Annotated in this window: 22 protein-coding genes and 2 tRNA genes; 19 read left to right on the top strand and 5 right to left on the bottom strand. The window is 61.0% G+C overall.

The window, feature by feature from the left end:
- Nucleotides 1-49: 49 nt before the first annotated feature.
- The 8 genes from pal to ACN9MY_RS11860 all read left to right on the top strand — a co-directional run bounded on the left by pal (nt 50) and on the right by ACN9MY_RS11860 (nt 5,234).
- Nucleotides 50-574: a peptidoglycan-associated lipoprotein Pal gene (gene pal, locus ACN9MY_RS11895; RefSeq protein WP_426170869.1), complete on the top strand. Its 525-nt coding sequence runs from the start codon at nt 50-52 to the stop codon at nt 572-574.
- Between the two features lie 80 nt (nt 575-654).
- Nucleotides 655-1,179 carry an OmpA family protein gene (locus tag ACN9MY_RS11890; protein WP_426337390.1) on the top strand — a complete coding sequence of 175 codons (525 nt, stop codon included), beginning with the start codon at nt 655-657 and terminating at the stop codon, nt 1,177-1,179.
- Between the two features lie 87 nt (nt 1,180-1,266).
- Nucleotides 1,267-2,019: a tol-pal system protein YbgF gene (gene ybgF, locus ACN9MY_RS11885; protein WP_426170865.1), complete on the top strand. Its 753-nt coding sequence runs from the start codon at nt 1,267-1,269 to the stop codon at nt 2,017-2,019.
- A 64-nt stretch (nt 2,020-2,083) separates the two neighbouring features.
- A tRNA-Lys gene (locus ACN9MY_RS11880) sits at nt 2,084-2,159 on the top strand.
- A 17-nt stretch (nt 2,160-2,176) separates the two neighbouring features.
- Nucleotides 2,177-2,252: transfer RNA gene (locus tag ACN9MY_RS11875), tRNA-Lys, on the top strand.
- 178 nt (nt 2,253-2,430) lie between these two features.
- Complete coding sequence (locus ACN9MY_RS11870; RefSeq protein WP_426337389.1) at nt 2,431-3,006, top strand: FRG domain-containing protein; 576 nt, start codon at nt 2,431-2,433, stop codon at nt 3,004-3,006.
- Nucleotide 3,007: 1 nt separating this feature from the next.
- A protein-coding gene (locus ACN9MY_RS11865) for an IS3 family transposase (protein WP_426336026.1) occupies nt 3,008-4,575 on the top strand; the annotation gives its coding sequence in 2 pieces (ribosomal slippage) (nt 3,008-3,446 and nt 3,446-4,575; 1,569 coding nt in all).
- Between the two features lie 17 nt (nt 4,576-4,592).
- A complete protein-coding gene (locus ACN9MY_RS11860; protein ID WP_426337388.1) occupies nt 4,593-5,234 on the top strand; it encodes a hypothetical protein in 642 nt (213 codons plus the stop codon).
- Between the two features lie 30 nt (nt 5,235-5,264).
- Here ACN9MY_RS11860 and ACN9MY_RS11855 read toward each other — a convergent pair.
- A protein-coding gene (locus tag ACN9MY_RS11855) for an IS3 family transposase (RefSeq protein WP_426317910.1) occupies nt 5,265-6,433 on the bottom strand; the annotation gives its coding sequence in 2 pieces (ribosomal slippage) (nt 5,265-6,166 and nt 6,166-6,433; 1,170 coding nt in all).
- A 269-nt stretch (nt 6,434-6,702) separates the two neighbouring features.
- Between ACN9MY_RS11855 and ACN9MY_RS11850 the strand changes: the two genes are divergently transcribed.
- From ACN9MY_RS11850 to ACN9MY_RS11840, 3 genes are all read left to right on the top strand, one after another.
- Nucleotides 6,703-6,906 carry a stability determinant gene (locus ACN9MY_RS11850; RefSeq protein ID WP_426170860.1) on the top strand — a complete coding sequence of 68 codons (204 nt, stop codon included), beginning with the start codon at nt 6,703-6,705 and terminating at the stop codon, nt 6,904-6,906.
- Nucleotides 6,881-7,156, top strand: coding sequence for a type II toxin-antitoxin system RelE/ParE family toxin (locus ACN9MY_RS11845; RefSeq protein WP_426170858.1), 276 nt, complete (start codon nt 6,881-6,883; stop codon nt 7,154-7,156). Before ACN9MY_RS11850 ends, ACN9MY_RS11845 begins: the two co-directional genes overlap by 26 nt.
- A gap of 134 nt (nt 7,157-7,290) precedes the next feature.
- Nucleotides 7,291-7,908, top strand: a complete 618-nt coding sequence (locus ACN9MY_RS11840) for a hypothetical protein (protein WP_426170857.1) — start codon at nt 7,291-7,293, stop codon at nt 7,906-7,908.
- A gap of 22 nt (nt 7,909-7,930) precedes the next feature.
- Here ACN9MY_RS11840 and ACN9MY_RS11835 read toward each other — a convergent pair whose 3' ends face one another.
- A complete protein-coding gene (locus ACN9MY_RS11835; RefSeq protein ID WP_426337387.1) occupies nt 7,931-8,974 on the bottom strand; it encodes a hypothetical protein in 1,044 nt (347 codons plus the stop codon).
- Nucleotides 8,975-9,078: 104 nt separating this feature from the next.
- On the opposite strand from ACN9MY_RS11835, the gene ACN9MY_RS11830 reads away from it, so the two are divergent.
- The 3 genes from ACN9MY_RS11830 to ACN9MY_RS11820 are packed head-to-tail and all read left to right on the top strand — an operon-like array spanning nt 9,079 to nt 12,214.
- A complete protein-coding gene (locus ACN9MY_RS11830; protein ID WP_426337386.1) occupies nt 9,079-11,028 on the top strand; it encodes a phosphatase PAP2 family protein in 1,950 nt (649 codons plus the stop codon).
- A 32-nt stretch (nt 11,029-11,060) separates the two neighbouring features.
- A complete protein-coding gene (locus ACN9MY_RS11825; RefSeq protein WP_426170851.1) occupies nt 11,061-11,870 on the top strand; it encodes a helix-turn-helix domain-containing protein in 810 nt (269 codons plus the stop codon).
- A gap of 32 nt (nt 11,871-11,902) precedes the next feature.
- Nucleotides 11,903-12,214: a putative quinol monooxygenase gene (locus ACN9MY_RS11820; RefSeq protein ID WP_426170850.1), complete on the top strand. Its 312-nt coding sequence runs from the start codon at nt 11,903-11,905 to the stop codon at nt 12,212-12,214.
- Here ACN9MY_RS11820 and ACN9MY_RS11815 read toward each other — a convergent pair.
- Entirely contained in the window at nt 12,211-12,888 is a 678-nt protein-coding gene (locus tag ACN9MY_RS11815; protein ID WP_426170848.1) for a substrate-binding periplasmic protein, read from the bottom strand. The two genes, ACN9MY_RS11820 and ACN9MY_RS11815, sit on opposite strands and share 4 nt — an antisense overlap.
- 206 nt (nt 12,889-13,094) lie before the next feature.
- Here ACN9MY_RS11815 and ACN9MY_RS11810 point away from each other — a divergent pair, with 206 nt between their 5' ends.
- Nucleotides 13,095-14,051, top strand: a complete 957-nt coding sequence (locus ACN9MY_RS11810; protein ID WP_426337385.1) for a TonB family protein — start codon at nt 13,095-13,097, stop codon at nt 14,049-14,051.
- Nucleotides 14,052-14,057: 6 nt separating this feature from the next.
- Here the strand turns inward: ACN9MY_RS11810 and ACN9MY_RS11805 are convergent, their stop codons facing one another.
- Both ACN9MY_RS11805 and ACN9MY_RS11800 read right to left on the bottom strand, forming a co-directional pair.
- Entirely contained in the window at nt 14,058-15,122 is a 1,065-nt protein-coding gene (locus ACN9MY_RS11805; RefSeq protein ID WP_426337384.1) for an acyltransferase family protein, read from the bottom strand.
- Nucleotides 15,123-15,226: 104 nt separating this feature from the next.
- Nucleotides 15,227-16,450, bottom strand: a complete 1,224-nt coding sequence (locus ACN9MY_RS11800; protein WP_426337383.1) for a GNAT family N-acetyltransferase — start codon at nt 16,448-16,450, stop codon at nt 15,227-15,229.
- A gap of 157 nt (nt 16,451-16,607) precedes the next feature.
- On the opposite strand from ACN9MY_RS11800, the gene ACN9MY_RS11795 reads away from it, so the two are divergent.
- The 4 genes from ACN9MY_RS11795 (at nt 16,608) to ACN9MY_RS11780 (ending at nt 24,783) form a co-directional block, all read left to right on the top strand.
- The gene (locus tag ACN9MY_RS11795) at nt 16,608-17,612 is read left to right on the top strand and encodes a LysR family transcriptional regulator (RefSeq protein ID WP_426170843.1); all 1,005 of its coding nucleotides are present in this window, start codon (nt 16,608-16,610) and stop codon (nt 17,610-17,612) included.
- A gap of 78 nt (nt 17,613-17,690) precedes the next feature.
- Complete coding sequence (locus tag ACN9MY_RS11790) at nt 17,691-19,640, top strand: glycoside hydrolase family 97 protein (protein ID WP_426337634.1); 1,950 nt, start codon at nt 17,691-17,693, stop codon at nt 19,638-19,640.
- Nucleotides 19,641-19,650: 10 nt separating this feature from the next.
- Nucleotides 19,651-21,681: a hypothetical protein gene (locus tag ACN9MY_RS11785; RefSeq protein ID WP_426337382.1), complete on the top strand. Its 2,031-nt coding sequence runs from the start codon at nt 19,651-19,653 to the stop codon at nt 21,679-21,681.
- 114 nt (nt 21,682-21,795) lie between these two features.
- On the top strand, nt 21,796-24,783 hold the full coding sequence (locus ACN9MY_RS11780; protein ID WP_426337381.1) for a TonB-dependent receptor: 2,988 nt from the start codon (nt 21,796-21,798) through the stop codon (nt 24,781-24,783).

Genomic DNA, 24,783 nt, shown 5'->3' with positions numbered 1-24,783 from the left:
AAAAGAAGTAAACGAGAAGTAGCACCTTTAACGACCAGGAGAAATAAAAATGCGTAACGTAAAACACGTAGCCTTCATCCTCAGCACTGCAGCCCTGCTGGCAGCTTGCTCCACCCCACAGCCAGAAACCAAGCCAGTAGCCGTGGAAGAAAAGCCAGTGGTTCAGCCACCTAAGGAAGAACCACGCGTGGTTCAGCCAGTGCAAGCACAAGTTGACGAACTGGACATCCCAGGCGGCAAGCTGGCCAACCGTTCCGTGTACTTCGACTTCGACAGCTACGTTGTTCGTGAAGACGGCAAAGAAGTGGTGTCGAACCACGCTGCATACCTGGGCAAAAACCAGCGCACCATCCTGATCCAGGGTAACACCGACGAACGCGGCGGCTCCGAGTACAACCTGGCCCTGGGCCAGAAGCGTGCTGAAGCTGTGCGCAAGTCGATGGCAGCCCTGGGCGTGGCCGAGTCCCGCATGGAAGCCGTGTCCCTGGGCGAAGAAAAGCCTAAGGCTGAAGGCCACAACGAAGAAGCATGGTCGCAGAACCGCCGTGCTGACATCGTTTACAAAGCTAAGTAATTTTTTAGCTTAACAATGCCGCACTCGAGGGGCGGTGCGCAGTCTAGTCTGCGCACCGCCCCTAATTTTTTCGCAATAGAATGCGCAAAATCGAAAATCATATTCCCGCAATCTGCAGTATCGCGTTGCTGGCTGCTTGCTCCACCCCGCAGCAATTGGCAGCGTCAAAAGAGGTTGCGCAGGAAATTCAGGTGCCTCCCGAGCGCGTGATTTGTGGCCCGATGCCGCTCCCAGACACCGATATCGACGAACTGGATATCCCCGGGGGCTCCCTGGCCGAGCGGTCCGTACACTTCGACTTCGACAGCTACATTGTGGGCGAAGATGGGAAACAAGTGGCGCGGAACCACGCCGCGTACCTGGTCAAGAACAAGCGTACCGTCCTGATCCAGGGGAACACCGACGAACGCGGCGGCTCCGAGTACAACCTGGCCCTTGGTCAGAAGCGAGCCGAAGCTGTGCGCAAGACGATGGCCGCACTGGGCGTGCCAGAAGGCCGGATGGAAGCCGTCTCGCAGGGCGAGGAACAGACCGCGGCTGAAGGCCACGACGAACAAGCATGGTCCAAGAACCGCCGTGCTGACATCGTCTACAAGGCGCGATAGGCCAACCGCCAGAGATGTCGCACAAGGGGCAGCGCGCAGTTTATACTGCGCCCTGCCCCATTTCTTTTTTTGTGCAAGGAAGAAAAAATGAAATTCACTAAGTCTGCCCTGATGGCAGCCCTGTTCGCTGCCACCCTGCCCCTGACCGCATCGGCCGGCCTGTTCGACGATGATGAAGCACGCAAGGCCATCATGGATCTCAAGTCCAAGGTCGCCAAGCTGGAAGCGGACCTGAAAAACCTGATCGACACCAAGACCGACAAGAACACCACGCTGGACATGATCTCGCAGCAGGACCAGCTCCGCGAAGAAGTTGCACGCCTGCGCGGCCAGACTGAAATTCTGCTGAACGAAATCCAGGTCGCGCAAAAGCGCCAGAAGGACTTCTACACCGACCTCGATGCTCGCATGAAGAAGCTGGAACCGCGCCAGGTAACCATCGACGGCCAGACCTCCTCGGTCAATATGGACGAACAGAACGCCTATGACAACGCGATGGCACAGTTCAAGGGCGGCGACTACAAAGGCGCGGCTGGCGCGCTGCAAGACTTCGTGAAGCGCTTCGGCGCCTCGGCCTACGCTTCGAACGCCCAATACTGGCTGGGTAACGCCTATTATGCCCAGGGCGACTGCAAAAACGCCATCACCGCCCAGCAAGTGGTCGTGAAGACCTGGCCGGATAGCCCGAAAGCCGCCGACGCCCTGCTGAACATCGCAAGCTGCCAAACCGAACTGAAGGCGGTCAACAATGCCAAAAAGACATTGCAGGAGCTGATCAAGAATTATCCAGGCACCCCAGCGGCCGCTACCGCCAAGGACCGCCTGAAATCCATCAAGTAAAAAGTGCAGGCGAGTATTTGACAGCTGGGCCGACCCAGCCTATAATCTCGCTTCTTCTTTCGACGGGTCGTTAGCTCAGTTGGTAGAGCAGCGGACTTTTAATCCGTTGGTCGCAGGTTCGAGCCCCGCACGGCCTACCATTCGAAATGAGAACCTTGGGTCGTTAGCTCAGTTGGTAGAGCAGCGGACTTTTAATCCGTTGGTCGCAGGTTCGAGCCCCGCACGGCCTACCAAGATACGCAGAGAAGCCCACGAATTTCGGTTCGTGGGCTTTTTTGTTTCTGGTCGCTCTCTGGTCCCCTCCTCGTCATTGCTGCACTTGCTCCTCACTAAAGAATTGCAGAGTACACTCATCCTTTCAATCGGTAATCGTCGCCAGATCAGATCATCAGAGGGCGGAACTAGGGGCAAATGATGGAGACCTTCAAATGCGAAAGCATCAACGAGCTTGCAAAGGCCTTTGAGGAATGTGGGCCAAACGCTTTATTCCGAGGGCAAACCAAAGAATACTTAAACACCGATTTAACGCCAAGCATCGTTACAAGCTTTAGCCGCCACGGCTGCATTCCCGAAAGAATGTTGAAGTGGACGCATTATTCGAAAGCGTTGCTGGAATCCTTCGTCAAGAACTTCGAGCAAACTTCAGACCTCGCGATTGATCAAGCTATTCTGCAACACTATGGCTGGAGGTCTTTCTTCATCGATGCTACATCTAGCCCTGCTGTAGCTTCATGGTTTGCTGCAAATCGGTACAACTCACAACAAGCGATCGAACTCAGCGAAGACTGCGACGAACTCCCTCTTTACAAAATTCGTGATTACGCAAAATATGAACCCCACCCTGGAAAGGGAGTCGTATACGCGATCAGCCGCAAAAGCTTGCGCCGTAATTCGATAAACGCCGTAGACCTAGTTGAGATCCCCCAGTGTCAAAATAGTTGTCGCTCCGATAGATCTGAGAAAATGGGGGCGATAACAGGAGTGTGAAGTGGCACGGTACGGACAGGAATTTAAGGATAAGGCGGTAGCGCGTTTGTTGCCGCCAGAGAGCGCGTCGATCAAGGATGTCGCCTTGTCGATTGGCGTGAGCGAATCGACATTGGAACGCTGGCGCAGTGAAGCGCTGGCCAATCCGACGCAACGCCGCGAATGGACGCCCGCCGCGCGGTTTGAAGCGGTGCTGGCGACGTCCATGATGGACGAGGCAAACAAAGGCGCTTGGTGCCGCAGTAATGGCGTCTATCCGCACGAGCTGGCAGTGTGGCGCGAGCATGCAATCAATGCTTTAGCCGAACCTGGAGAGAAGCGCGTGACTGCGGCAGAGGCCAAGCAAGACAGGCGCCGCATCAAGGAACTGGAACGCGAGATCCGCCGCAAGGACAAGGCGTTAGCGGAGACGGCAGCTTTGCTCGTGCTATCAAAAAAAGCCGAGGCGATCTTCAGCAAGTACAAGGCCGAGGACGAATGATCGGACTCGAAGATCGCCAAGTCATGGCCCGAGATATCGCCGACGCTTGCCAGGCCGGTGCACGCCTGAGTGAGGCATGTGCCACAGTCGGCTTGAATGCGCGCACCCTGCAACGCTGGCAAGCGCACGGCGGCTTGGAAAACGGCGACCGCCGGCCGACGGTAATACGCCCTCTGCCTTCGCATGCGCTGACGGAGAACGAACGCGCTGCCGTTTTGGCCGCCGCGAACGAACCGCGTTTTGCTGACATGCCGCCGGCTCGCATCGTCCCCATGCTGGCCGACGAGGGCGTCTACTTGGCCAGCGAATCGACATTCAGTCGTATCCTGCGCGCCCATGGTCAGATTCGCCATCGCGGTCGGGCCAAAGCGCCGCGTCGGCAGCGGCCACCGACCACACATATCGCCACTGCGCCCGGCCAGGTCTGGTGCTGGGATATGACCTATTTGCCGGCTCGGGTGGCGGGCCGCTGGTTTTACCTCTACTTGATCCTGGATCTCTACAGCCGCAAGATCATTGGCTGGGAGGTGCATGCCGAGGATGATGCCGACCATGCCAGTCACTTGGTGCGCCGCACCGCATTGGCCGAAGGCGTCGCTATGAACCGCAACAAGCCAGTGCTGCATGGCGATAACGGTGCCACACTGAAGGCGACCACGGTGTTAGCCATGCTGCATTGGCTGGGCATCAAGCCTTCTTACTCGCGCCCGCGTGTGAGCGACGACAACGCGTTCGCCGAGGCACTGTTCCGCACCGCAAAGTATCGCCCGGAATTCCCATCGGGTGGCTTCGCCGATCTGGCCGCCACGCGCGACTGGGCCGCCCGCTTTGTGCAGTGGTACAACGTCGAACATCGACACAGCGGCATTCGCTATGTCAGCCCCGCACAGCGCCATGCTGGGCAAGACAAGGCTATTCTGGCAGCGCGGCATCAGCTCTATTTGGCTGCCCAGGCGCGCCATCCGGCCCGCTGGTCGGGCAATACGCGCAACTGGGCACCTTGTGGCGCCGTTACCTTGAACCCAGAGCGCGATCACGTCGTTTCCACCAGTGCAAAGGAGAGCCATACTCAGCAAATTGCTGCTTGAATCGGGCGACAACTACCTTGACACGCGCCGAGATTACGACGGCTCAGGGGACCCCACGATTTTTGGTACAAGACGCCTTCATGGTGGGGCCGCTGGAGTCACTTCCGCCCGACTGTCTTGTCGCAAAAATTGTTGCGCCAGCCGACATACTTGCGAAATTCGCGTCCAATGCGATTCCAGATATTTCAACTGAATATTTATTTCCTAACACAAAGAATGACCCCGTCTTAGCAGCGCTGTTGGCAATACCATGGGTTAAGTTAAAGCAAGGCGAAGAGTTTCCAATTGACTTTTTTGCCAGAGGACTTCCCCTTCCTGAATATTATGAGAACTTCGTAAAAATATCTCATCCACGAACTGCGTATTATCGACGCCATTGGCTATCGCAATTTTGGCAAGATGATGGGAAAATCCATACGTATCTTACGAACGAGATGATCTATCATGGCACAGCGCCTCGGGAAAATTTCCTGCCCCATGTATACGACTTAGTTTGCCAGCAAAAACACATCGCACTTGAGTTTGATGGGCTTGCTTATCATCCGGCATTTGCGCCCTGCTCTTATACCAAAGGCATTTATTTGAAACTGGAAAATGATAAGACAGTATTTCTAACTGAGATAATCGTTCATCAAGAAGGTAGCCTACCAAAAGAATGAGGTGTACTGTCAATAGTGGACACTCTCGTCTCAAGCTGCCAGCACTTCCTTGTTGAAGTCTGCCGCAAAGCGTGCCGGCGATTTGTAGCCAAGGCGCGAATGACGCCGTTGGCGGTTGTAGAAGATCTCGATGTACTCCGTAATGGCCGCCTGCGCTTCAGACCTGCATGCAAAGCGACGATGATGAACCAGCTCATTTTTCAAGCTGCCCCAGAAGCTCTCCATCGGCGCGTTGTCGAAGCAGTTTCCCTTGCGCGACATCGAAGTCTTCATTCCGAATTGGTTCTGCAGTTTCCTGTATTTCTCGGCGCAGTATTGACTGCCGCGATCAGAATGATGGATCAATCCCGCCGCCGGTCTTTTGTTGCGCACAGCCCGCCACAAGGCTTGCGCCGTCAAGTCCTGCGTCATGCGTGGCCCCATCGCATACCCCACCAGCTCGCAGGTGAAAACGTCCTTCACGCCGGCCAGATAGAGCCAGCCTTCCTCAGTCGCGATGTAGGTAATGTCTGCCACCCAGGCTTCGTTTGGCCGCGTCGGCAGGAACGTTTGGTTCAACAAGTTCGGCGCGACCGGCATGTCATGCCCGGAATTGGTGGTGGCCTTGAACTTGCGCTTTTGTCTGCAGCGCAGACCAAGTTCTGTCCGCAACCTGGCGACGCGATCACGCCCGGCCTCAAATCCTTGCTCCTGGAGTTCAGGATGAACGCGCAGCGTGCCATAGGTTTCGCGCGATTGCTGATGCACGGCCTGAATCGCCACCTTCAGCTTGGCGTCCTCCTGAGCGCGGCGCGACGGCTTGCGCCCCTGCCATGCGTAAAAGCCGCTGCGAGAGACATTGAAGACCCTGCAAAGCAAATCCGTCGGGTATCCGTCGAGTCGCACCGACTTCATGAACGCGTACCTGGCAGCGACTCCCTTGCAAAGTACGCCGTTGCTTTTTTTAGCACTTCCTTCTCCATGCGTTCAACGGCCAATTCTTTGCGCAGCCTAGCCACTTCCGCTTCAAGCTCCGCCACGCTGCGACTACCGGGAGCAGCCCCAGTATCATTGCTTCGCTTTGCAGCGTTAACCCAAGTCCCCAGTGTTCCCTTAGGAATGTCAAGCCGCTGCGCGGCTTCCTCCAGTGTCAGTCCCTGTGCGAGGACTAGTTTGACCGCCTCTGCCCGGAACTCCGGTGTGTATGTCTTCGATTTCATAAATGCTTCTCCCGTTGCTAAGTTTAACAAACGAGAGTGTCCGAAAAAGTCAGGTTACCTCAGAAATGGGAATACCAAGGGGAATCTCAAGCAATACCCCACCGCCAGCCTCACCCATTGGGTTGCGCCCACCTGGGCGCCGACTCGAGCCACGGATTCGAACTCAGTGAAGCCAGCGCTGAGCGGAGAACAACGTCCGTTTTGACGCCAGTCAATGAAGTTCGTTGGGCGGACGACTTGCATTCCTTCTGCCGTATAATTCCCAAATCATGTCTGCCTCCCCCCTCCCGACCGAGTCCGAGTTCGCAACGGCTGAAGAAGCCGAAGCCTACGATATTTGGTTTCGGACAAAAGTACAGAAGTCGCTTGACGATCGGTGTCTCCCCGCCCCCCACGAAGAAGTAATGGCTGCACTCCGCAAGATTATCGAAGCGAAGCGTGACATCAATGCTTCCGATTCAATGGCGAGCTGAAGCGCAAGCCGATCTGGCGACGATTCTTGCCTACATTGCAGAGCGCAACCTGCAAGCCGCAACTGATCTGTACAACAAAATCGATCGCGCTGTTTCGCAGCTCCCGCTACACCCATACATATACCGATTGGGACGCGTAGCCGACACCCACGAAATGGTTGTTCACCCAAACTACCTTGTCGTTTATCGTGTTAGCGCGACTGCAATAGAAATTCTTGCCGTAGTCCATACCCGACAACAGTTTCCTTAATGATCCCGGACACCAACGGATTAAGAGTTCTTGAAGCGGCAAGCGATCTTGTGACTTTTTGCGCAATTTGCAATGCGGCCATTCTGATAACATGCCCGCCCACTGCCGAATTGCCGGGACCACATCGGAAACTCATGAAAAAAACATTCGCACTTGTCGCTGCAACCGGCGCCGTGTTCGCGGCACTGGCCGCTGGCATCTACAGCTATTCGACCGCCGGCCAGCCCGCTTCAGACACCAAGGCGGTCCAGCCGTCGGTGACGGCCAACGCAAAACCTGCAAGCACTCCTGCCGGGCCTGTGACAGTGATTGGCACCTACTTCAGCATGGAATACAGCGACACCGACGAGCCCCACGCCAATTCCGGCTATAGCCTGGATCTGTACAAGCAAGGCAATGTCGTCTTTGGCGCCATTGGTATCGCCGACGGTTCATTGGAACCATCGCAAGCGTCCATCTATGACGTTATCTACAATGAAGAACAAAAGACCATCTCGTTCAAGGCAAAGTATTCGGACGGCTCCGAATTTGTGGGCGACAAGGAGCGCGAGGCACGCGTCCAGCTAACGTTCTCGGGCAAGATCGACAAAGATCAAATCAAGGGCACCGTGACGAAACTGGATGCGTACACGCACGAACCGCGCGAGGAACCAGAATTGGCCGTCATACCAAAGTCGGACGGAGAGCCCGACGTTCCCACAAGTTTTGATGAATGGGACAAGTCCCACAGCCACCCAATACCGAAGTGGTAAATAACGTCTCTGGCCGGCAGGGTTAATTCTTATAACCGCTTGCCTCCAGGATGGCAGCAGGATCTTCGAGTTCAACAAGTTTTCGGATCGCCGCCTGCTTGTCGGAGGCGCGGTTCACGTAAGCTTCGGCAATGCGCATGCCGATCCAATAGCCCGCCTCGCTCGGCCAGCCTTCCGGAGCGCTGCCGTAGTTAGCGAACCAACGCTTGAATCGTGGGCTGGCGCCAGGTTTGCGCAAACTATCGCTGTCGGACTGCATAAACTGGCGATCGTGCTTGAACTCTTCCCACAACCACGACTCGCGCTGGCGTGCCCACGCATCGCGCTCGGGTTCGGGTATTTCGCCGGTGACCAAATTTGCGAGGTAATCGGCAACGCCCTCCCTCAAGGCTTGGCTTAACAGTGGATCGGCGAGGGCCTGCGGTGTTTCCGCCTCCTGCCAGGTGTGGACTGTTTCGTGCGCGAAGAAGCCGCGCATCCTGGTACGGAACTGTTCGGGGGTTGTGCCCGGCGGGCAGGTCACCTCGAGGCCAATTACCTGCGTGTCCGAACTGGCTGTTCCTCCTGAATTCAACGCGCCGAACACGACCTCGATTGCAGGAAGCGGACGCTCGGGAAGCAAGCCTGAAAAGGCGAGGTAGATCGCTCTGAGGTCGCTTCGCAACGCTGGAAGGCGTGGCAGGCATTCCCTGATGGCATAGCGATAGGTGTCAGGTTTGGACGCAACGTTGCGCGCCAGGCGCTCGGCGTTGACAATGCGCATTGGGGTGAAAATCTTGACGCCTGGGCCGGCGCGATCCAGGTATTCACGTTGCAGGACTTCGGCCGTCGGCACGGCATTGTCCTTCATCAGGTTTGCAAAGCGGCGGGCATCGTCCGTGCCAATATCGACGGTGAGCGGGTTGACAGCTGCGGCAAATACCACGCTGCTCCATAGCGCGGCAACTGGAATAAGAAAATGTCTGATCATCTTTGAGGCAGGTGCGGGTAATGAGGGAATCCAGGCCGCAAGATAACACTTTATCGAATTGAAAAGAAGTTTTAGCAATATCGATTTCGATATCATGCGATGACATTTTCATCATCAGGCTTTTCAGCGGCCCCGGGTAATCGATATGTCACAAGCCCTCTTTACCTTTGTGCGTTTTCAACTAACGCACGGTAACCAACATGCAAAAGCCTTCCTCGCGTCGCAACCTCCTGGCCCTGGGCATTACGCTCGGCCTGAGCGCCTGCGGCGGCGCCTCCTCCGACGAACCGCTGGTGATCCCGGCGGCGCCAGCCGACCAGGGCGCGGCGGAAGTGGTGCCGCTTCCCACCGTGACCGCTTTTGTCGACACCATCGCCACTAACCAGCGCGGCGACGCCCGCTATGCCACGCTATCCACCAATGCCGGCGTACGCGTTCTGGGTGGCTTTCTCGATGTATGGAAACCGCTGACCGAAATAGTCGATGCGGGCGTCAGCGCGCCCGCTGTTGATGGCTTCCCGGCGGTGGTCCCTTCAACATGGAGCGGCGTACCTAACGATGGCACGCCGGACGGCAAGGTGGTCAACGCGGCTGTGCACCAGGCCAATATCGATTATGTCGTCAAAGCCACCGCAAGCCGCAGCGCGGTGCAAGCGGTGCAGGCCTACCTGGATGACCGCCGCGGCAAAGGCTACAGCGTCACCGACGGCATGGGCCCACTGACCGACGCCTGGCGCAGCGCGGCGCAGCAAGTCACCAGCATTACCACCGTCGCCAGCGACGCCACCAGCAAGCTGTATAACGATACCGGCAATAACACCGGCGTTGCCGGCAGCGCCAATGAACGTTTCGGCAGCGTGGTCGACCTTGTCAACCTGGTCGGCAACAACGCTTCCACCGAACCGGCCAAGCGTTTCTACAAATACGCCCGCCCCTACCGCTGGAGCAGCAGCGTGCAGGTGCTGCCGACACTGGTGCCGGCCAAGAGCAGCACTCCGACTACCGACGGCGGTTTCACCAGCGGCCACTCAGCCGAAGCCGTGCGCGACGCTGTCGCCATGGCGTATGCGGTGCCGGAGCGCTTCCAGGAAATGCTTAGCCGCGGCCTCGAGCTGGGTGAATCGCGCATCCTGGCCGGCATGCATTCGCCGCTGGATGTCTTGAGCGGCCGTATCCTCGGCCAGGCCAGCGCCGCGGCGAATCTGGCGGACCCTGCGAACATGGCCAGGAAAGCCGCTGCCGTCACCCAGGCGCACGCCACACTGATGGCGGCTACCGGCACCAACGCCGATACCTTTGCCACGTTCGCGCAATCGGGCACGCTCGCCGACGACCGGTTTGCCGACTATGCGACCAACAAGGCCAACTACCTGCGCCGGCTCACGTATGGCTTCACGCCTGTCTCCGCGACCAATGCCATCGCCGCTGTACCGAAAGGCGCCGAAGTGTTGCTGGAGACGCGCCAGCCTTACCTGAGCGATGCGCAGCGCCGCGTCGTGCTCAAAACCACCGCCCTGCCATCCGGCTACCCAGTGATGGATGATGCGGAGGGATGGGGCCGAATCAACCTGTTTGCCGCAGCCGACGGCTACGGGGCGTTCAGCGGCAACGTCGTCATCGTGATGGATGCCAGCAAAGGTGGCTTCAACGCGGCAGATCGTTGGCGTAACGACATCAGTGGCAACGGCAAACTGGTCAAGCAAGGCACAGGCACGCTGAAACTGGCCGGGGCAAATACCTGGAGTGGCGGTACCGAGCTGACCGCAGGAACCCTGCAAGGCGACTCCGCCTCTGCATTCGGCACAGGCGACATGTACGTACGCGGTGGAACCCTGGTGGCTAACGCCCAGACTGCGCTGAAACTGGCCGGCAACTACACCCAGTTAAGCGGCAGCACCACCCTGGAGCTGGATCTTGGCGCCGCTTCAGGCAGCCAGGGCAGCCTGGCCGTGGCATCTACCGCCACCATCGCCGGCGGAACGCTGCACGTGAAGTTCGCCAACGGCTACAAGCCTAAAGCCGGCGATGTCCTGACGCTCATCACGGCCGCCAGCCTGAAGGGAAAGTTCGCCACCATTACGGTGGATGGCTTTGCCAACGTCACGCCAAATTACAGTGCCGCTACCTTGACGCTCACCATTGGCAGCTAAGCAGTTGGCAGGAATCGGGTAACATCGCCGGCATGCTCCTACAATGCTGGCATCTTCGCCCGACCGCTCAATTGCGCCCGTTTATCGACCGCTACTGGGGCTGGGAGGGCGATTCTCCCCTTCCGCCCCGGCTTCCGCCCGGTACCGGTTCCGAGTGCATATTTCATTACAGCTCGCCTTATCTCTTGGACGGCAAAGAGTCGCCACGGGCGGTCCTGCTTTGCCTGCGCACGCGCGCCATCGCCATCGAAGCAAATGGGGCTTTCGGGTTCGTCGCAGTGCGCTTTCGTGGAGGCAGCCTGCGGCATTTTTGCGCGGCCTCGCTGTCCCGTTTGCATGACGAGGCCTGGCCGGCCCAAGCGGTCTGGGAAGATGGTGCTGAGCGCCTGTCCGACCAGTTGGCGCAGGCCGACGGCCCAGCCGCGCGCGCCGCTGCGCTCGACCAGTTCTTCCTGGCGCGCCTGGGTAAGCATGAAGACCGCAGCGGGCACGGGCTGGACTCCCTGCTCGATAAGCTCTATTACGCGCCGGGCACCAGCATTGATGCCCTGGCCGAACTATCGGGCTGGACCCGCCGCCACTTCCAGCGCAAGTTCACCGATGCCTATGGCCTCGGCCCCAAGCAGTTTGCCCGCGTCGCCCGCCTGGGTCATACGATGCGCATGCTGGCGCTCACCCCCTCCCTGCCTGCGCTCGATGCAGCATTGCGCATGGGCTATTTCGACCAGTCGCACTTTATCCACGAGACGCGCGCACTGACCGGCAGCACTCCGCAGGCAATCATCACAGGCCTGCGCGAAAAGTCCCATTTCTACAATCCGCCATCGCGGCCGGTTGCGTAGACTCGCGATTCCATTCATTCACCGGAGCCGCCATGTACCTGCTTGCCACACTCGACGTCCATCCCCAATTCCAACAGGAGCTGCTTGCCGCACTCGATCAATTGGTGGCACATTCACGTACCGAGCCCGGTACGCTGCAATATGAAGTGCTCACGGATCTGGAAAACGAGAACCGCATCATCGTGTTCGAACACTATGCCGATGCAGCAGCCTTGCAGGCGCACATGGAAAGCGCCCCCTTGCAGGCATTGGTCGCCAGGTTCGCCACCTACCTTGGTGCGCCGCCGTCACTGGTGCGCATGGGCCGGCGCAATGGCTTCCTGCGAGAGTTCTCGCTCTCCTAAGGCTGCGGGCCAAGGTATTGCTTCACCAGTGCGTCATAAGTGCCGTTGGCATGGAGGTTTTTCAGGCCGGTATTGAATGCATCGCGTACACGTACGTCGCGAAAGACAGCCCTGCGCGGGCTTTCCGGGAAGATCCGGTGGAAGGTCACAGGCTGCCTGGCATCGATTCGCGGCTCCAGCTTTTCCGAGAAGTAGCGGAAGATCATGCGGTCGCCCACCACGACGTCTACCCGGCCTGTGAAAAGAAGCTTGTTCTGCGTGATCTGGGCCGGCACTTCCCTGTAATCTGAATGGCCGCTGACAACAAGGCTGAAGCGGTCGCCCAGCACCATGCTCGCATTCTGGAAAGCTGCCACTGAATAATTGGCCAGGTCTTCAATCTGCTGGATCTTCAGGTTGCGGCGGGTGAGCGTGGTGGCGACGTTCTGGTAGACGATGTAGTTGTCCGTGAAGTAGTCCTGGCCGCCAATCCCTTCGCTGATGGACAGCAGGCCATCGAGCTGGCCGGCGCGCAGCATCGCCAGCGCCCGGGTCTGCGGAAGCATATGTCCAACCAGCTTATAGCCGCCGGACGCCAAAGCTTGTCTGGCGATGTCGTAGTCCAGGCCTGCAATGCCTGACTCCATGACATAAGGCGGCTTGGGCAAACCCATGCCGACGTGGACCTCCGGCATGACCGGCTCAGCCGCGCTCGCGGCGCAGCCTATGGCCAAGGCTAGCCAAAGCCACTTTCGCGCCAGGACTCCCAGTGCATGCCAACGCCACATTCAGCCTCCAGCTACAGCTGCGCTTCTTACACGATATACCAGGCGTGGCCGAATGCCTAGTTGCCTCGTACTGAGGCGCCTATAATTGCGCCTTTCTCAATATTCCAGGAAAGATGTTAAGAGCGATGCGAATCAGCCACTTCTTGATCATTTGTGCGGCAATGGCGCCGAGCCTCGTCTTGGCAGGTCCTGCGTGTCCGGACCAAAACGCCTGCATTGCAGGTGTGCTGGCAAGCGCCAGGGCGGGCGAACATGCGAATGAGCTTGCGCAAATGGCGCACTTGACCTCCCTGGCCCCCAACTGGCAAGACACACAGAGCAGGCAGAAGACCCGGCCGGGAATTGGCTCCGAAGCGACAGGCATTGACTCTCCTGCTACCGCACTGACCGCGGTTCTGCAAAATGCGAACAAGGACTACGATCAGTTGCCGGCGTTCCGCCGCGCCCTCACCCTGCAGTACTTGCAGCTAAAGCAGTACCAGGCCGCCGAGAGCGAAGCGAAGGAAGCCATCCGCCATCAACCGTCTTACGCGCCGTTCTGGTCGGACCTGGCTGCCGTTTTCATGGGCAAGGGACAGAAAGACGATGCGGTCGCGGCACTGCTGGTCGCATATAACTGGGCAAGCAACCCGACCGTCATGCGCGATGCATACCTGAAGGCTGCACAGGCAAGTGATTCGGCAACCGTTTTCAATGAAGCCGTCTCGCTGATCGACCAGAACGCGGCCAAGCTGGCCCAGGTTGAAGCGGCTTTTCCTGAGCTGATCACCGGCGCCAGGGATCCTGCAACGGGCAAGAAAGTGGCACGCCCGAGCATCGCCAGCTTTAACCGGCCAACCTGGCCCCACGCCTCATTGCGCTACGAAGAGACTGGTTCCGTCAGGCTCGCATTCCTGGTTGATGAAGAAGGAAATGTAAAGCGCGCCAGGAAGCTCAAATCGAGCGGTTACAGCGAGCTTGATAACGCAGCGCTACTGGCGGTGGCCGCCAGCAAATTCACACCAGCCGAGCAGGACGGCAAGCGCGTCGCTTCATGGCTAGTGATGGAGTATGTCTGGTCGCTCGAGTAAGCGAGCCTACGCGCGCTGGGCAGCGCTGGCTGTGGAGGAAGAAGGCTGCAGCAGGCGTCCGAGCGGCACTTCGATCCAGCGATGGAAAGCAGCGCCCGCAACCAGGCTGGCGCCCCAGGCGGCCAGCATGCCGCCGCCTTGCAGCACCGGATCGGCAGGCACAAAGCGGGTGAAGGCTGCATTCACCAGCAGGCAGACCGGGAAGTGGATCAGGAAAACCGAGTACGAGGTGCGGGCCAGTGAATTGACCACGGCCAGCAAGCGGCCTTCGCCGCTGAACTGCATGCGGCCGAAGATCACCAGCGCGCACGCCACCATGATGGCCAGCGCCAGGCGGCTGCGGAAGTTCACAGCCAGCGCCAGCAAGGCCGGCAGGAAAATCGCCGCCTGCACCAGCACTGCACCGCGCGTCTTGCGTCGCGGATCGCCGGCCCACCATGCGGCCAGGCCCAGGCTATAGCTGCCGAAGAAGTACTGCCCCCAATTGTCCCAATCGGAGTCCAGGTTGAAGTGCAGCAGCGACAGCGCGCTGCCGACGGCAACCAGGCTTGGCACCAGCCAGGCGCGGCGCACCGGGCCGCTGATGCGGGCCGCCAGCCACAGGATGGCCACGACCATGGCGTACAGCTGGAAATCAATGGCGACGTACCAGGCGCCTGCCGACAGGGACGGGAAACCGAGCACGCCATGTGCCAGCACGGCGTGCGCAGCCAACTGGCCGACTGTCGCCGGGGCGGAAATCGAATGATGGTCCATCCACTGGCTGGCAAACGCGGACGCCAGCGCTGCAATCAGGGTCGCGGCGATGAAAGGCGGCGCCAGCTTGGCGTAACGGCGCCAGACGGCGCCCAGCGGGTCGACCATCACCGGCTGCGCACTCGGCGCCAGTGATTTGGCGGCCAGGAAGCCGCCCACCACCAGGAACACTTGCACGGCAATGCGCGCGCTGCCTCCCAGCCAGTCGATCAGGTCTGGCAGGATGAGCCGCACGTGGTCGGCCATGGGGCCGTAAAACGCCAGGTGGTGCAACACAATTAGCTGTGCTGCAACAGCCTTTAATAAATTGATCACGCCATACTTCATTACATCTGCTGCCGACTGTGCAAAAGGTCGACATGATAACCGAGCTCAGCAGATTAGAGGCGCGCGCCTAGCACCGCGTAAGTAACCAGATGTTACGCAGCCTTGCCTTCGGCCTTCTTGAACGGGCTGCGATCCGGCGCCTCATCGTGGTCGATGTTCAGCAGCAGGTGCTTGATCACCTTGTTCATCAAAGGCTGGCGGTGGCGGATCAAGACGCCGAACGTTTCCGGTCGGGCGCCCAGCGCCGCTTTCGGCTCCAGCGCGGTACGGCCGAAGGACACGCGCTTGCAGCCCAGGCCAATGGCGTCGGCAATGCCGGCGTGCAGCAGGCGCAGGTAGATCGGCAGGTCGGCCGCGGCGGCGCGGTCAAAGCCAATGTGGAAGGCGATGGCGGTCTCGCCGTCGGCAATGGTGACCAGGAACCCCAGCATCTTGCCTTCGCGCTTGAGCACACTGCAGCGGAAACGCTCCCCTGCCGCCTGCTGCAGCGCCGGGAAGTACTCCGGCAGCAGTTCGAACGGACGGAAGCCGGCGTTCACCTGCACCGCCTTGTACAGGGCATGGATCTCGTCCTGCATGGCGGCCATGCCGGTAAAGTGCTCCACCGTGCATTGCGCAGCCTCGATCGGCTTCAGGATGCCGTTGCGGATGTTGGCGCGGTACTTCGAGGCCAGGCTGGCCAGGTAGTCGTCGTAGCTTTTCCAGTCTTCGCCGAGGGCCAGCACCATGTTCGGCTCCGTTTCCACGAAGCGGTAGCTGAGGTTCTTGAGGAAGGCGGCATCCTCCGCTTGCGGTCCGTGCAAGTCCTTGATCATGACGAAGTTGGCCGAGCCGGCCAGCTTTTCGGCCTGCCGCACGCGGTACAGCACTTCGGCCACCCCGTGCCAGGCCAGTTCCGGATCGACGCCGGGGGCGATGGCGATGCCGTGCTGGCCGAAGGTGAGCAGGTTGCCGCAGGTGAGCACGCGCTGGCCCAGGCTCTCGCCCAGCGCACCGAAGGAAGTCTTGCTGGCCTGGGCCAGCTTGATGTCGGCCAGCTGCATATAGAGCGCGGCCACCGGCTGTTCATCCTCGTACACCAGCGCATAGCGCGGCTCGAGGTTGGTCGGCAGCACGGTCTCCAGCGACCGCAGGTAATCGTAGGACAGGAAGAAGCCCGCTTGGGCCGTGAGCCCTTTCCATGCCTGGGCGTCGAGCATGCCGATCGAGTCGGCGATGGCGTAACGCAGTTGGGCGGGGCCGCGCAGGCGCTTGCGCACTTCGCGGCGTTCGGACAGGGCGGTTTTCACTGAGCGCAGTTTTTGCTGGATCTTCATCGTTAGAAAATTGGCAATTGGACGGCGCAGTCTACCACGGGGCGCGTTGTGCTGAATAAGTTAAAGGAGGCCACGATATGCGCGCAATCGATAAATTGGCAACACCGATACCATTTTGAACATGTTAAAAACGCCAATCGACCCGAAAGGCACTGCAATGACTGCTCCGAATCCGAACTGGTACCTGCGCGCGCGGCTCAAGACCCGCCAGCTCCTGCTGCTGATCGCCATCGACGACGCGGGCAATATCCTGCGCGCGGCGGAGACCCTGTGCATGACGCAACCGGCAGCTTCCAAGCAGCTCAAGGAACTGGAAGACATGCTCGGCATCGCGCTGTTCGAACGCCATCCACGCGGCATGCTGCCCACCATTTACGGCGAAAGCATGATCCGCCACGCACGCATGGCCTTGAGCAGCCTGGCGCGTGCGCACGAGGATATCGTGGCGCTCAAGGCCGGCCTGGCGGGCCAGGTCGACGTGGGCAGCATCATGACGCCGGCACTGGGCTTGCTGCCGCGGGCCATCACGCGCATCAAGCAGCAGGTGCCGCAACTGCGCATCGGCGTGCAGGTCGAGTCCAGCAACGAACTGCTGGAGCGCCTGCAGCGGGGCACGCTTGATTTCCTGCTGGCGCGCCTTACAGGTTTCCACGACTGCGCCGAACTGCTGTACGAGGAGCTGGCGCCGGAGCCGGTCGTGGTGGTGGCTCGCGCTGGACACCCCTTGGCCGTGCGCCACGGCCTTGGCTTGCAGGACCTGGTGCATGCGCCCTGGATTACGCCGCCGCCCGGCAGCATCCTGCGCCAGCGTTTCGACCAGTTGTTCCACAACGCTGGACTGGAGCCGCCCGCCGACGTGGTCGATACCAGCGAGATTGTGCTGATCACCAGCATGCTGCAGATGAGCGATGCGCTGAACGTCATGTCGGCGGATGTGGCGCGGCGCCTTCGGGAACTGGGGCTGCTGGCGATCCTGCCGCTGGAGCTGGACTGCCGCATGGACCCTTTCGGCATCATCCGCCGGCGCGACAGCATGTTGTCGCCAGGCGCGGAACTATTGCTGGAGGCGATCCGGCGCGAGGCTTCGGCGCCGCCCCCTGCTGTGCCGGCGCCCGCGCCGACGCCTGCGGCGTATAACCTCTACGACATAGCTCTCGCGTAAAAAGTCATTGGATCGGTACCGGTGCATGCGCATAGCATGGACCGGCACACCCATATCCGGAGACCTGCCTTGAACCATATGCCCCTTATGCGCTGCCTGGCCAGTGCGCTGCTGCTGATCGCGCCGCTGGCCGGCCACGCCGCGCCCCGCGTCGAACTCAGCTCCCCCGACCGCCAGTTGCTCGTAACGATAGATACCGGCGGCCACCTGGCCTTCGCCGTCAGCCATCGCGGCACCGAACTGGTGCTGCCCACGCCAATCAGCATGACCCTGGCCGGCCTTGGCACGCTGGGCGACAAGCCGCGCCTGGCCGGCCAGCAGCGCCGCAGCATCGATACGACCGTGCGGCCGGTGGTCGCGCAGAAGTCGCGTGAAGTGCGCGACCACTACAACTCCCTGCAGCTCGACTTCGCCGGCGGCTATGCATTGGAAGTGCGCGCCTACAACGAGGGCATCGCCTACCGCTTCCACACCTCCCTGCCCGGCCAGGTCACGGTGGAAGACGAGCAGGCTGGTGTCAGGCTGCGGCCGCAGGACACCCTGTACTGGCCCCAGGAAAAGTCGATGCAGTCGCACAACGAGCACTATTACCAGGCGCTGACCATAGGCGACGCCGCCGGCAAGCTGGTTGGCGTGCCGGCCCTGGTGCGTGATGGCGGGGTGCACCTGGTGTTCACCGAATCGGGCCTGCACGACTATCCCGGCCTGTACCTGCACGGCGAAGCGGCGGGCCTGCGCGCCGTCTTCCCGAAAGTGGCGCTGGCCGAAACGGCGCGCGACGACCGCAATGTGCCGGTCACGCAGGAGGCACCCTACATCGCACGCACCGCTGGCAAGCGAAGCTTCCCGTGGCGCATCCTGGGTATTTCCGCCGACGCCGGCGGCCTCCTGCTGAACCAGATGCCCTATCTGCTGGCCGAGCCGCAAGAACTGAAGGAGACCGCCTGGATCAAGCCAGGCAAGGTGGCCTGGGACTGGTACAACGGCAACAAGCTCTATGGCGTATCCTTCAAGTCGGGACTCGATACCCGCACCTACCGCCACTACATCGACTTCGCGGCCGACAACGGCCTCGAATACATCATCATGGACGAGGGCTGGTACAAGCTGGGCGACCTGCTGGCCGTCAAGCCGGAGATCGACATGCCGGAACTGATGGCATATGCCAGGCAGCGCGGCGTCGGCATCATCCTGTGGGTGTCGTGGAAGACGCTGGACACCCAGATGACGGCGGCACTGGACCAGTTCGCGCGCTGGGGCGCTGCCGGCATCAAGGTCGACTTCATGCAGCGCTCCGACCAGTGGATGGTGAACTACTACGAGCGCGTGGCGCGCGAAGCCGCCGCGCGCCGCCTGCTGGTGGACTTCCACGGCAGCTTCAAGCCCAGCGGCCTGCAGCGCACCTGGCCCAACGTGCTGACCTTCGAAGGCGTAAAGGGCCTGGAAAACAATAAGTGGAGCGACAAACAGACGCCGGAACACGACGTCACCCTGCCCTTCATCCGCATGTTCGCCGGCCCGGTCGATTACACCCCGGGCGCCATGAACAATGCGCACCGCAAGGATTTCGTCGCCAGTTTCGACCGCCCCATGAGCCAGGGCACGCGCGCGCACCAATTGGCGATGTACATGATCTACGAAAGCCCGCTGCAAATGCTGGCCGACAGCCCTTCGCAATACCGCGCCAACCCATCCTCGCTGGAGTTCATCCGCCAGGTGCCGGTGGAATGGGACGAAAGCCGCGTGCTGCACGCCGAGCTTGGCCGCTACGTCGCCATGGCGCGCCGCCGCGGCGATACCTGGTATGTGGGCGCCATGACCGGCGCCGACGGCCGCGACCTGGAGCTGGACCTGTCCTTCCTGGGCGACGGCGGCTACCAGTTGGACAGCATGGAAGATGGGCCGAACGCCGGCGTCTTCGCCACCGACGTGCAGAAGGGCGGCGCCAGCGTCACCCGCGGCAGCCGCCTGACGATGCGCCTGGCGCCGGGCGGCGGCTGGGCGGCGATCATCCGCAAGATGAATTGAGGAGAAGCGGATGCAAATTAATTCCCGCATTTGCGCGGCATTGATTGCCGCAACCCTTGCCGCCGACGCAACAGCCGCAAGCCCTGCACACGCCGTACCGCCGGCCTTTGCGCCGCGCTGGCAGATCGACGGCGACGCTATCCGCTGGCAGGTGAAAGACGTCCACCGCGACCAGCTTGAAATGAGCGGCCGCCAGGTCTCGGCCGTGATCGACTACGGCAGCCAGGGCGACGGCTCGCTGCTGCTGGCGCGCACCGTGGTGTGGCCGATGTTGCGCACCATTCCCGACGACACCCATGCCAGCCTGATTCGTAAATTCGGTGCGGAAGCCTCGCCGGTCATCGCCATCGACGGCCAACCCGCCGCTGGCGAGCACCTGAAGCAAGTTCGATTCGACGGCCGCCTCGCGCTGCGTTCGGAGCTGGCGCCTGGCCTGACGCTGACGCGCACCCTGACGCCGTCGCCCAGCGAGCCGGCTCTGGTTGAGCGGCTGGAACTGGAAAATAGCGGCCAAAGCATGCTGCACTACAGCTTCGGCGCGCTGGAGCGCAGCGAAACCACGCCGGCCGATCGCGGCACCCACGGCACCTACGTGATTGAAGTGCGCTCCCCGGCCCGCGAAGGCGAGCTGGCGCCCGGCGCCCGCGTGCACGTGGACGTGATCATCAGCGGCCGCCTGCAGAACGAGATGGTCTACGTGGACGGCGGCGAAGCCTTGCAGGAACGCGCACGCAAGGTAGCGCAATGGCGCGGCAACCTGGTGCTGGAAACGCCGGAGCCGGTGCTCGACGCCATGTTCGCCTTCTCCAAGATCCGGGCTGCGGAAAGCATCTTCGCCACGCGCGGCGGCCTGCTGCATGGGCCCGGCGGCACGCGCTACTACGCCGCCATCTGGGCCAACGACCAGGCGGAATACGTCAATCCCTTCTTTCCTTACCTGGGCGACAGCGCCGGCGTGCAGAGCGCGCTCACCAGCTTCGGCATGTTCGCGCGCTACATGAACGCAGCCTACAAGCCCATCCCCTCCTCGATCATCGCCGAAGGACGCAGCTACTGGAACGGTGCCGGCGACCGCGGCGACTGCGCCATGATTTCCTACGGCGCCAGCCAGTTCGCACTGGCACAAGGCGACCCGGGCACCGCGCGCCAGCTGCTGCCCCTGATCGACTGGTGCCTGGAATTCACACGCCGCAAGCGCGACGCGCAAGGCGTCGTGCATTCGGACAGCGACGAGCTGGAAGGCCGCTTCCCGGCCGGCAAGGCCAACCTGTCGACCAATGTGCTGGCCTACGCCGGGCTGCAAGGTGCTGCCCGGCTGGCAGCTTCGCTGGGCGATACGCAGCGTGCGACTGCGCTGCGGCAGGAAGCGGAAGCGCAACGCAGTGCGATCGAACGCCATTTCGGTGCGCGCATGGGTGGCTTCGACACCTACCGCTATTACGACGGCAACGAAAAGCTGCGCGCCTGGATCGCACTGCCGCTGGCCGTGGGCATCAACGAGCGCCAGCGCGGCACCGTCGATGCCCTGCTGTCGCCGCAACTCTGGAGCGAGAACGGGGTGCTGACCGAAGCGGGCGACAAGACCTTCTGGGACCGCGCCACGCTGTATGCGTTACGCGGCTTGCTGAAAGCGGGCGAACTGGAACGCACCATGCCCTACCTGCGCTACTACTCCGGCCGGCGCCTGCTGGGCGACCACGTGCCGTATGCGGTGGAAGCCTGGCCGGAAGGCCAGCAACGCCACCTGTCCGCCGAAAGCGGGCTGTATGCGCGGGTCATGACGGAAGGCCTGTTCGGCATCGAGGCGGCCAGCCTGCGCAGCTTCACTATCGCACCGCGCTTGCCGCATGGCTGGCCGCGCATGGCGTTGCGGCATATGCGTGCCTTCGGCGCGGGCGAAGACGGCGGCGGCATCGACATCGTCACCACGCGCACGCCGCGCGGCCAGCGCGTGCTGGTTCGCCTGGATGGAAAGATTTTGCTGGACCAGGCCTGGGACGGCAAGGCGCCGCTGCTCGTCACGCTGCCAGGCAAGATATAACCTTTTGTGCATAGATGGCGAGTAAACATTCAATTGTTCGCCACCACCAAGCTACCTAGCATGTCTCCGTCGGCCGCCTTGCGCGGCCGAATCATAACCACAACAGGAGACGCAATGAAGAACCCTTCCCAACGTGTGCGCTTGACGCTCGTCGCGCACGCCCTTGCATTGGCTTTCGCCGGGCCAGTCCTTGCTCAATCGAATGCCACCGGCAGCATCTTCGGCCAGGTTGCCAACGCGAGCGGGACTAGCATCGTGCTGGTGAACGTCGCAACCGGCGCGCGCCGCACCATCACCGTCGATGCCAACGGGCGCTATAACGCCAGCTCCATGCCGCCGGGCGTCTACAAGGTGCTGCTGATGCGCGACGGCGTCGTCGAACGCGAGCTGGAAGTGGAGGCGCTGATTGGGCAAGGCGTGGAAGCGTCCTTCGAACCCATCCAGGCAGTGAAGGTGACCAGCCGGCGCCCGACTATCGACGTCAGCAACACGAACAACGGCGCTGTGTTCACCGCCCGCCAACTGGCTACGTTGCCGATCTCGCAAAACCTGTCCGGCATTATCCAGCTTGCGCCCGGCACTGCGCGCGGCAACACGCGCATCGGTGGTGACAGCTTCGGCGGCGCCGGCGTGAGCGAGAACGCCTACTTCATCAACGGCTTCCCGGTCACCAATGTCTATCGCCAGATCGGCTCGACCACCCTGCCCTTCTTCGCGATCGCACAGGCGCAGATCCTGCAAGGCGGCTACAGTGCGGAATTTGGCCGTTCCACCGGCGGCGTGGTGAACATCACCACCAAGAGCGGCACCAACAACTGGGAAGCCGGCGCCGTGCTGCAATACACGCCGGACTGGCTGCGCGCCAAGCCGGACAACACCTACTATCCGAACACCGGACATAACCCGAAGACCGACGGCAAGCTGCTCACCTACCGTCACAGCAACAACGCCACCGACGTCTTCGGCAGCGCCTACGTCGGCGGCCCGCTGGTCAAGGACAAGCTGTTCATGTTCGCCAATATCGAGCAGGACCGCTTCAGCACCGGCTACATCAGCAAGGATTCCGATTCGCTCAACAAGACCAACGGCTGGACCGAACGCGAGACCCGCACGCCGCGCTACCTGCTCAAACTCGATTACAACATCAGCGACAACCATCGCCTCGAGTTCACCCAGATCCACGACGAGAACAAGAAAACGCAGCAGAATTACGGCTTCGACTACGCCAGCCTGCAGCGCAACGAGGTGCGCGCCGGCGGCACCACCGGCGATGGCGCCAAGACCAACGACTCGATCGTGAAATATACCGGCTTCCTGAGCGACAGCCTGACAGTGACTGCGCTGGCGGGGCGTTTCAAGTCGACCTATCCGCAATCGCGTGAAGGCTACGTGCCGGGCGTGTACCAGGTTAATGCCCCGCTCAATGCCCAGGTGCCGGGACTGGTTTATACCAACCCGCAGGCCATCGGCGGCACCATCCAGGTGCCGAATGCGGAAGACAGGCAATCCACGCTGCGCCTGGACGTGGAGTACAAGCTTGGCAACCACGGCCTGCGCGCCGGCATCGACCGCAACAACGTCTCATCGATCAATGGCTCGGAACTGGCCGGCGGTGGCAGCTGGACCTACTTCCGCGGCGATCCCAGTAAAGCGGTTCCTGGCGGCAGGACGCCCGCATCGGGAGGTGGATACGGACTGCAAGGCTACTACGTGAACGAGTATCACCAGAGCGACTCCGCCTCGCCAAAAACCGATCAGTCGGCCCAGTACATCCAGGATCGCTGGCAGGTCACCGATACAGTGCTGCTCGACCTGGGCTTGCGCAACGAGCAGTTCACCAACAAGAACAGCTTCGGCCAGGCTTATGCAGCGCAGCGCCATATGCTCGCCCCGCGCATCGGCGCATCCTGGGACGTGCGCGGAGACAGCACCTTGAAAGCTTTTGCCAACCTTGGCCGCTACCACCTGCAAATTCCGACCAGCGTGGCATCGCGCCTGGCCGGCAATCCGGTCCACATCGACCACTACTACACCTATACCGGCGTCGATCCGAAAACCGGCGTACCGACCGGGCTGACGGAAATTTCCCCACCGGTTTCCGGCGGCAACGAATGGGGCACGCCCAAAGACCCGCGCCAGGTCGCATCGAGCAAGCTGGGTGCAACCTACCAGGACGAGCTGGCACTCGGCTTCGAGGCGGCACTGACGCCGGAGTACACGGTCGGCAGCAAGGTCACCTATCGCACGCTGCGCAACACGATCGAGGATTGGTGCGATTCGCGTCCCTTGCGCGCCTGGGGCAAGCGCAACAACGTCGATACCAGCAAATACGATATGCCATGCCTGCTGATCAATCCCGGCCGCGACAACACCCTGACGCTGGACCTGGCCGGCGATGGCAAGCTGGTTTCCATTCCATTGACGGCTGAAGACATCGGCCTGCCGAAGGTAAGCCGCGTTTATACGGCACTGGACCTCTTCATCGAACACCCGATGCGCAATGGCTGGTACGGCAAGCTGAATTACACGCTGTCGCGCACCAGGGGCAATATGGAAGGCCAGGTGATGTCCGATATCGGCCAGGCCGACATCGCCGCCACCACCTCGTTCGACTTCCCGGAACTGATGGATCACGCCAGCGGCCCCCTGCCGAACGACCATACCCACGTGCTGAAGGCCTTCGGCTACTACCAGCTTGGCCAGGAATGGACCGTGGGCGGCAACGTCAACATCGTCACCGGCGCGCCGAAGTCCTGCATCGGCAACCTGCCGGCCGCGCTCAACCAGGATGGCAAGAATCCGGCAGCCGGCTATGGCGCTGCCGTCTTCTACTGCGACGACAAGCCGGCGCCGCGCGGCTCCGCGGGCAGGATGCCGACCGATTTCCGCATCGCGCTGAACACGACTTATATGCCGCGCATGTTCAAGGGCCTGGCATTGAAGGCGGACGTGTTCAACCTGCTGAACCGCCAGACCACGCTGGCGACCCAGCCGGTCTACAACGCGGGCGCCAACACCGTCAGCCCCTACTATGGGCAGGTGCTGGGGCGCGCACCTGAACGCCAGGTGCGCTTTGCCGCGGAGTACCACCACAAGTTCTGA

This window comes from Pseudoduganella sp. R-31 (assembly GCF_049913235.1).
In the GTDB taxonomy this organism is placed as follows: domain Bacteria; phylum Pseudomonadota; class Gammaproteobacteria; order Burkholderiales; family Burkholderiaceae_D; genus Rugamonas.
The sequence above is the reverse complement of the archived record's forward strand: the minus strand, read 5'-3'. Positions and strand labels throughout refer to the sequence as shown.

Bases quoted from the DNA above. Each gene is read 5' to 3' on its own strand.
- ACN9MY_RS11850 (WP_426170860.1), top strand. From the start codon at position 6,703: ATGTCTGCCTCCCCCCTCCCGACCGAGTCCGAGTTCGCAACGGCTGAA.
- ACN9MY_RS11890 (WP_426337390.1), top strand. From the start codon at position 655: ATGCGCAAAATCGAAAATCATATTCCCGCAATCTGCAGTATCGCGTTG.
- ACN9MY_RS11820 (WP_426170850.1), top strand. From the start codon at position 11,903: ATGTACCTGCTTGCCACACTCGACGTCCATCCCCAATTCCAACAGGAG.
- ACN9MY_RS11785 (WP_426337382.1), top strand. From the start codon at position 19,651: ATGCAAATTAATTCCCGCATTTGCGCGGCATTGATTGCCGCAACCCTT.
- ACN9MY_RS11810 (WP_426337385.1), top strand. From the start codon at position 13,095: ATGTTAAGAGCGATGCGAATCAGCCACTTCTTGATCATTTGTGCGGCA.
- ACN9MY_RS11835 (WP_426337387.1), bottom strand. From the start codon at position 8,974: ATGATATCGAAATCGATATTGCTAAAACTTCTTTTCAATTCGATAAAG.
- ACN9MY_RS11800 (WP_426337383.1), bottom strand. From the start codon at position 16,450: ATGAAGATCCAGCAAAAACTGCGCTCAGTGAAAACCGCCCTGTCCGAA.
- ACN9MY_RS11870 (WP_426337389.1), top strand. From the start codon at position 2,431: ATGATGGAGACCTTCAAATGCGAAAGCATCAACGAGCTTGCAAAGGCC.
- pal (WP_426170869.1), top strand. From the start codon at position 50: ATGCGTAACGTAAAACACGTAGCCTTCATCCTCAGCACTGCAGCCCTG.
- ACN9MY_RS11840 (WP_426170857.1), top strand. From the start codon at position 7,291: ATGAAAAAAACATTCGCACTTGTCGCTGCAACCGGCGCCGTGTTCGCG.
- ACN9MY_RS11830 (WP_426337386.1), top strand. From the start codon at position 9,079: ATGCAAAAGCCTTCCTCGCGTCGCAACCTCCTGGCCCTGGGCATTACG.
- ACN9MY_RS11815 (WP_426170848.1), bottom strand. From the start codon at position 12,888: ATGCCGGAGGTCCACGTCGGCATGGGTTTGCCCAAGCCGCCTTATGTC.
- ACN9MY_RS11780 (WP_426337381.1), top strand. From the start codon at position 21,796: ATGAAGAACCCTTCCCAACGTGTGCGCTTGACGCTCGTCGCGCACGCC.
- ACN9MY_RS11825 (WP_426170851.1), top strand. From the start codon at position 11,061: ATGCTCCTACAATGCTGGCATCTTCGCCCGACCGCTCAATTGCGCCCG.
- ybgF (WP_426170865.1), top strand. From the start codon at position 1,267: ATGAAATTCACTAAGTCTGCCCTGATGGCAGCCCTGTTCGCTGCCACC.
- ACN9MY_RS11795 (WP_426170843.1), top strand. From the start codon at position 16,608: ATGACTGCTCCGAATCCGAACTGGTACCTGCGCGCGCGGCTCAAGACC.
- ACN9MY_RS11790 (WP_426337634.1), top strand. From the start codon at position 17,691: ATGCCCCTTATGCGCTGCCTGGCCAGTGCGCTGCTGCTGATCGCGCCG.
- ACN9MY_RS11845 (WP_426170858.1), top strand. From the start codon at position 6,881: ATGCTTCCGATTCAATGGCGAGCTGAAGCGCAAGCCGATCTGGCGACG.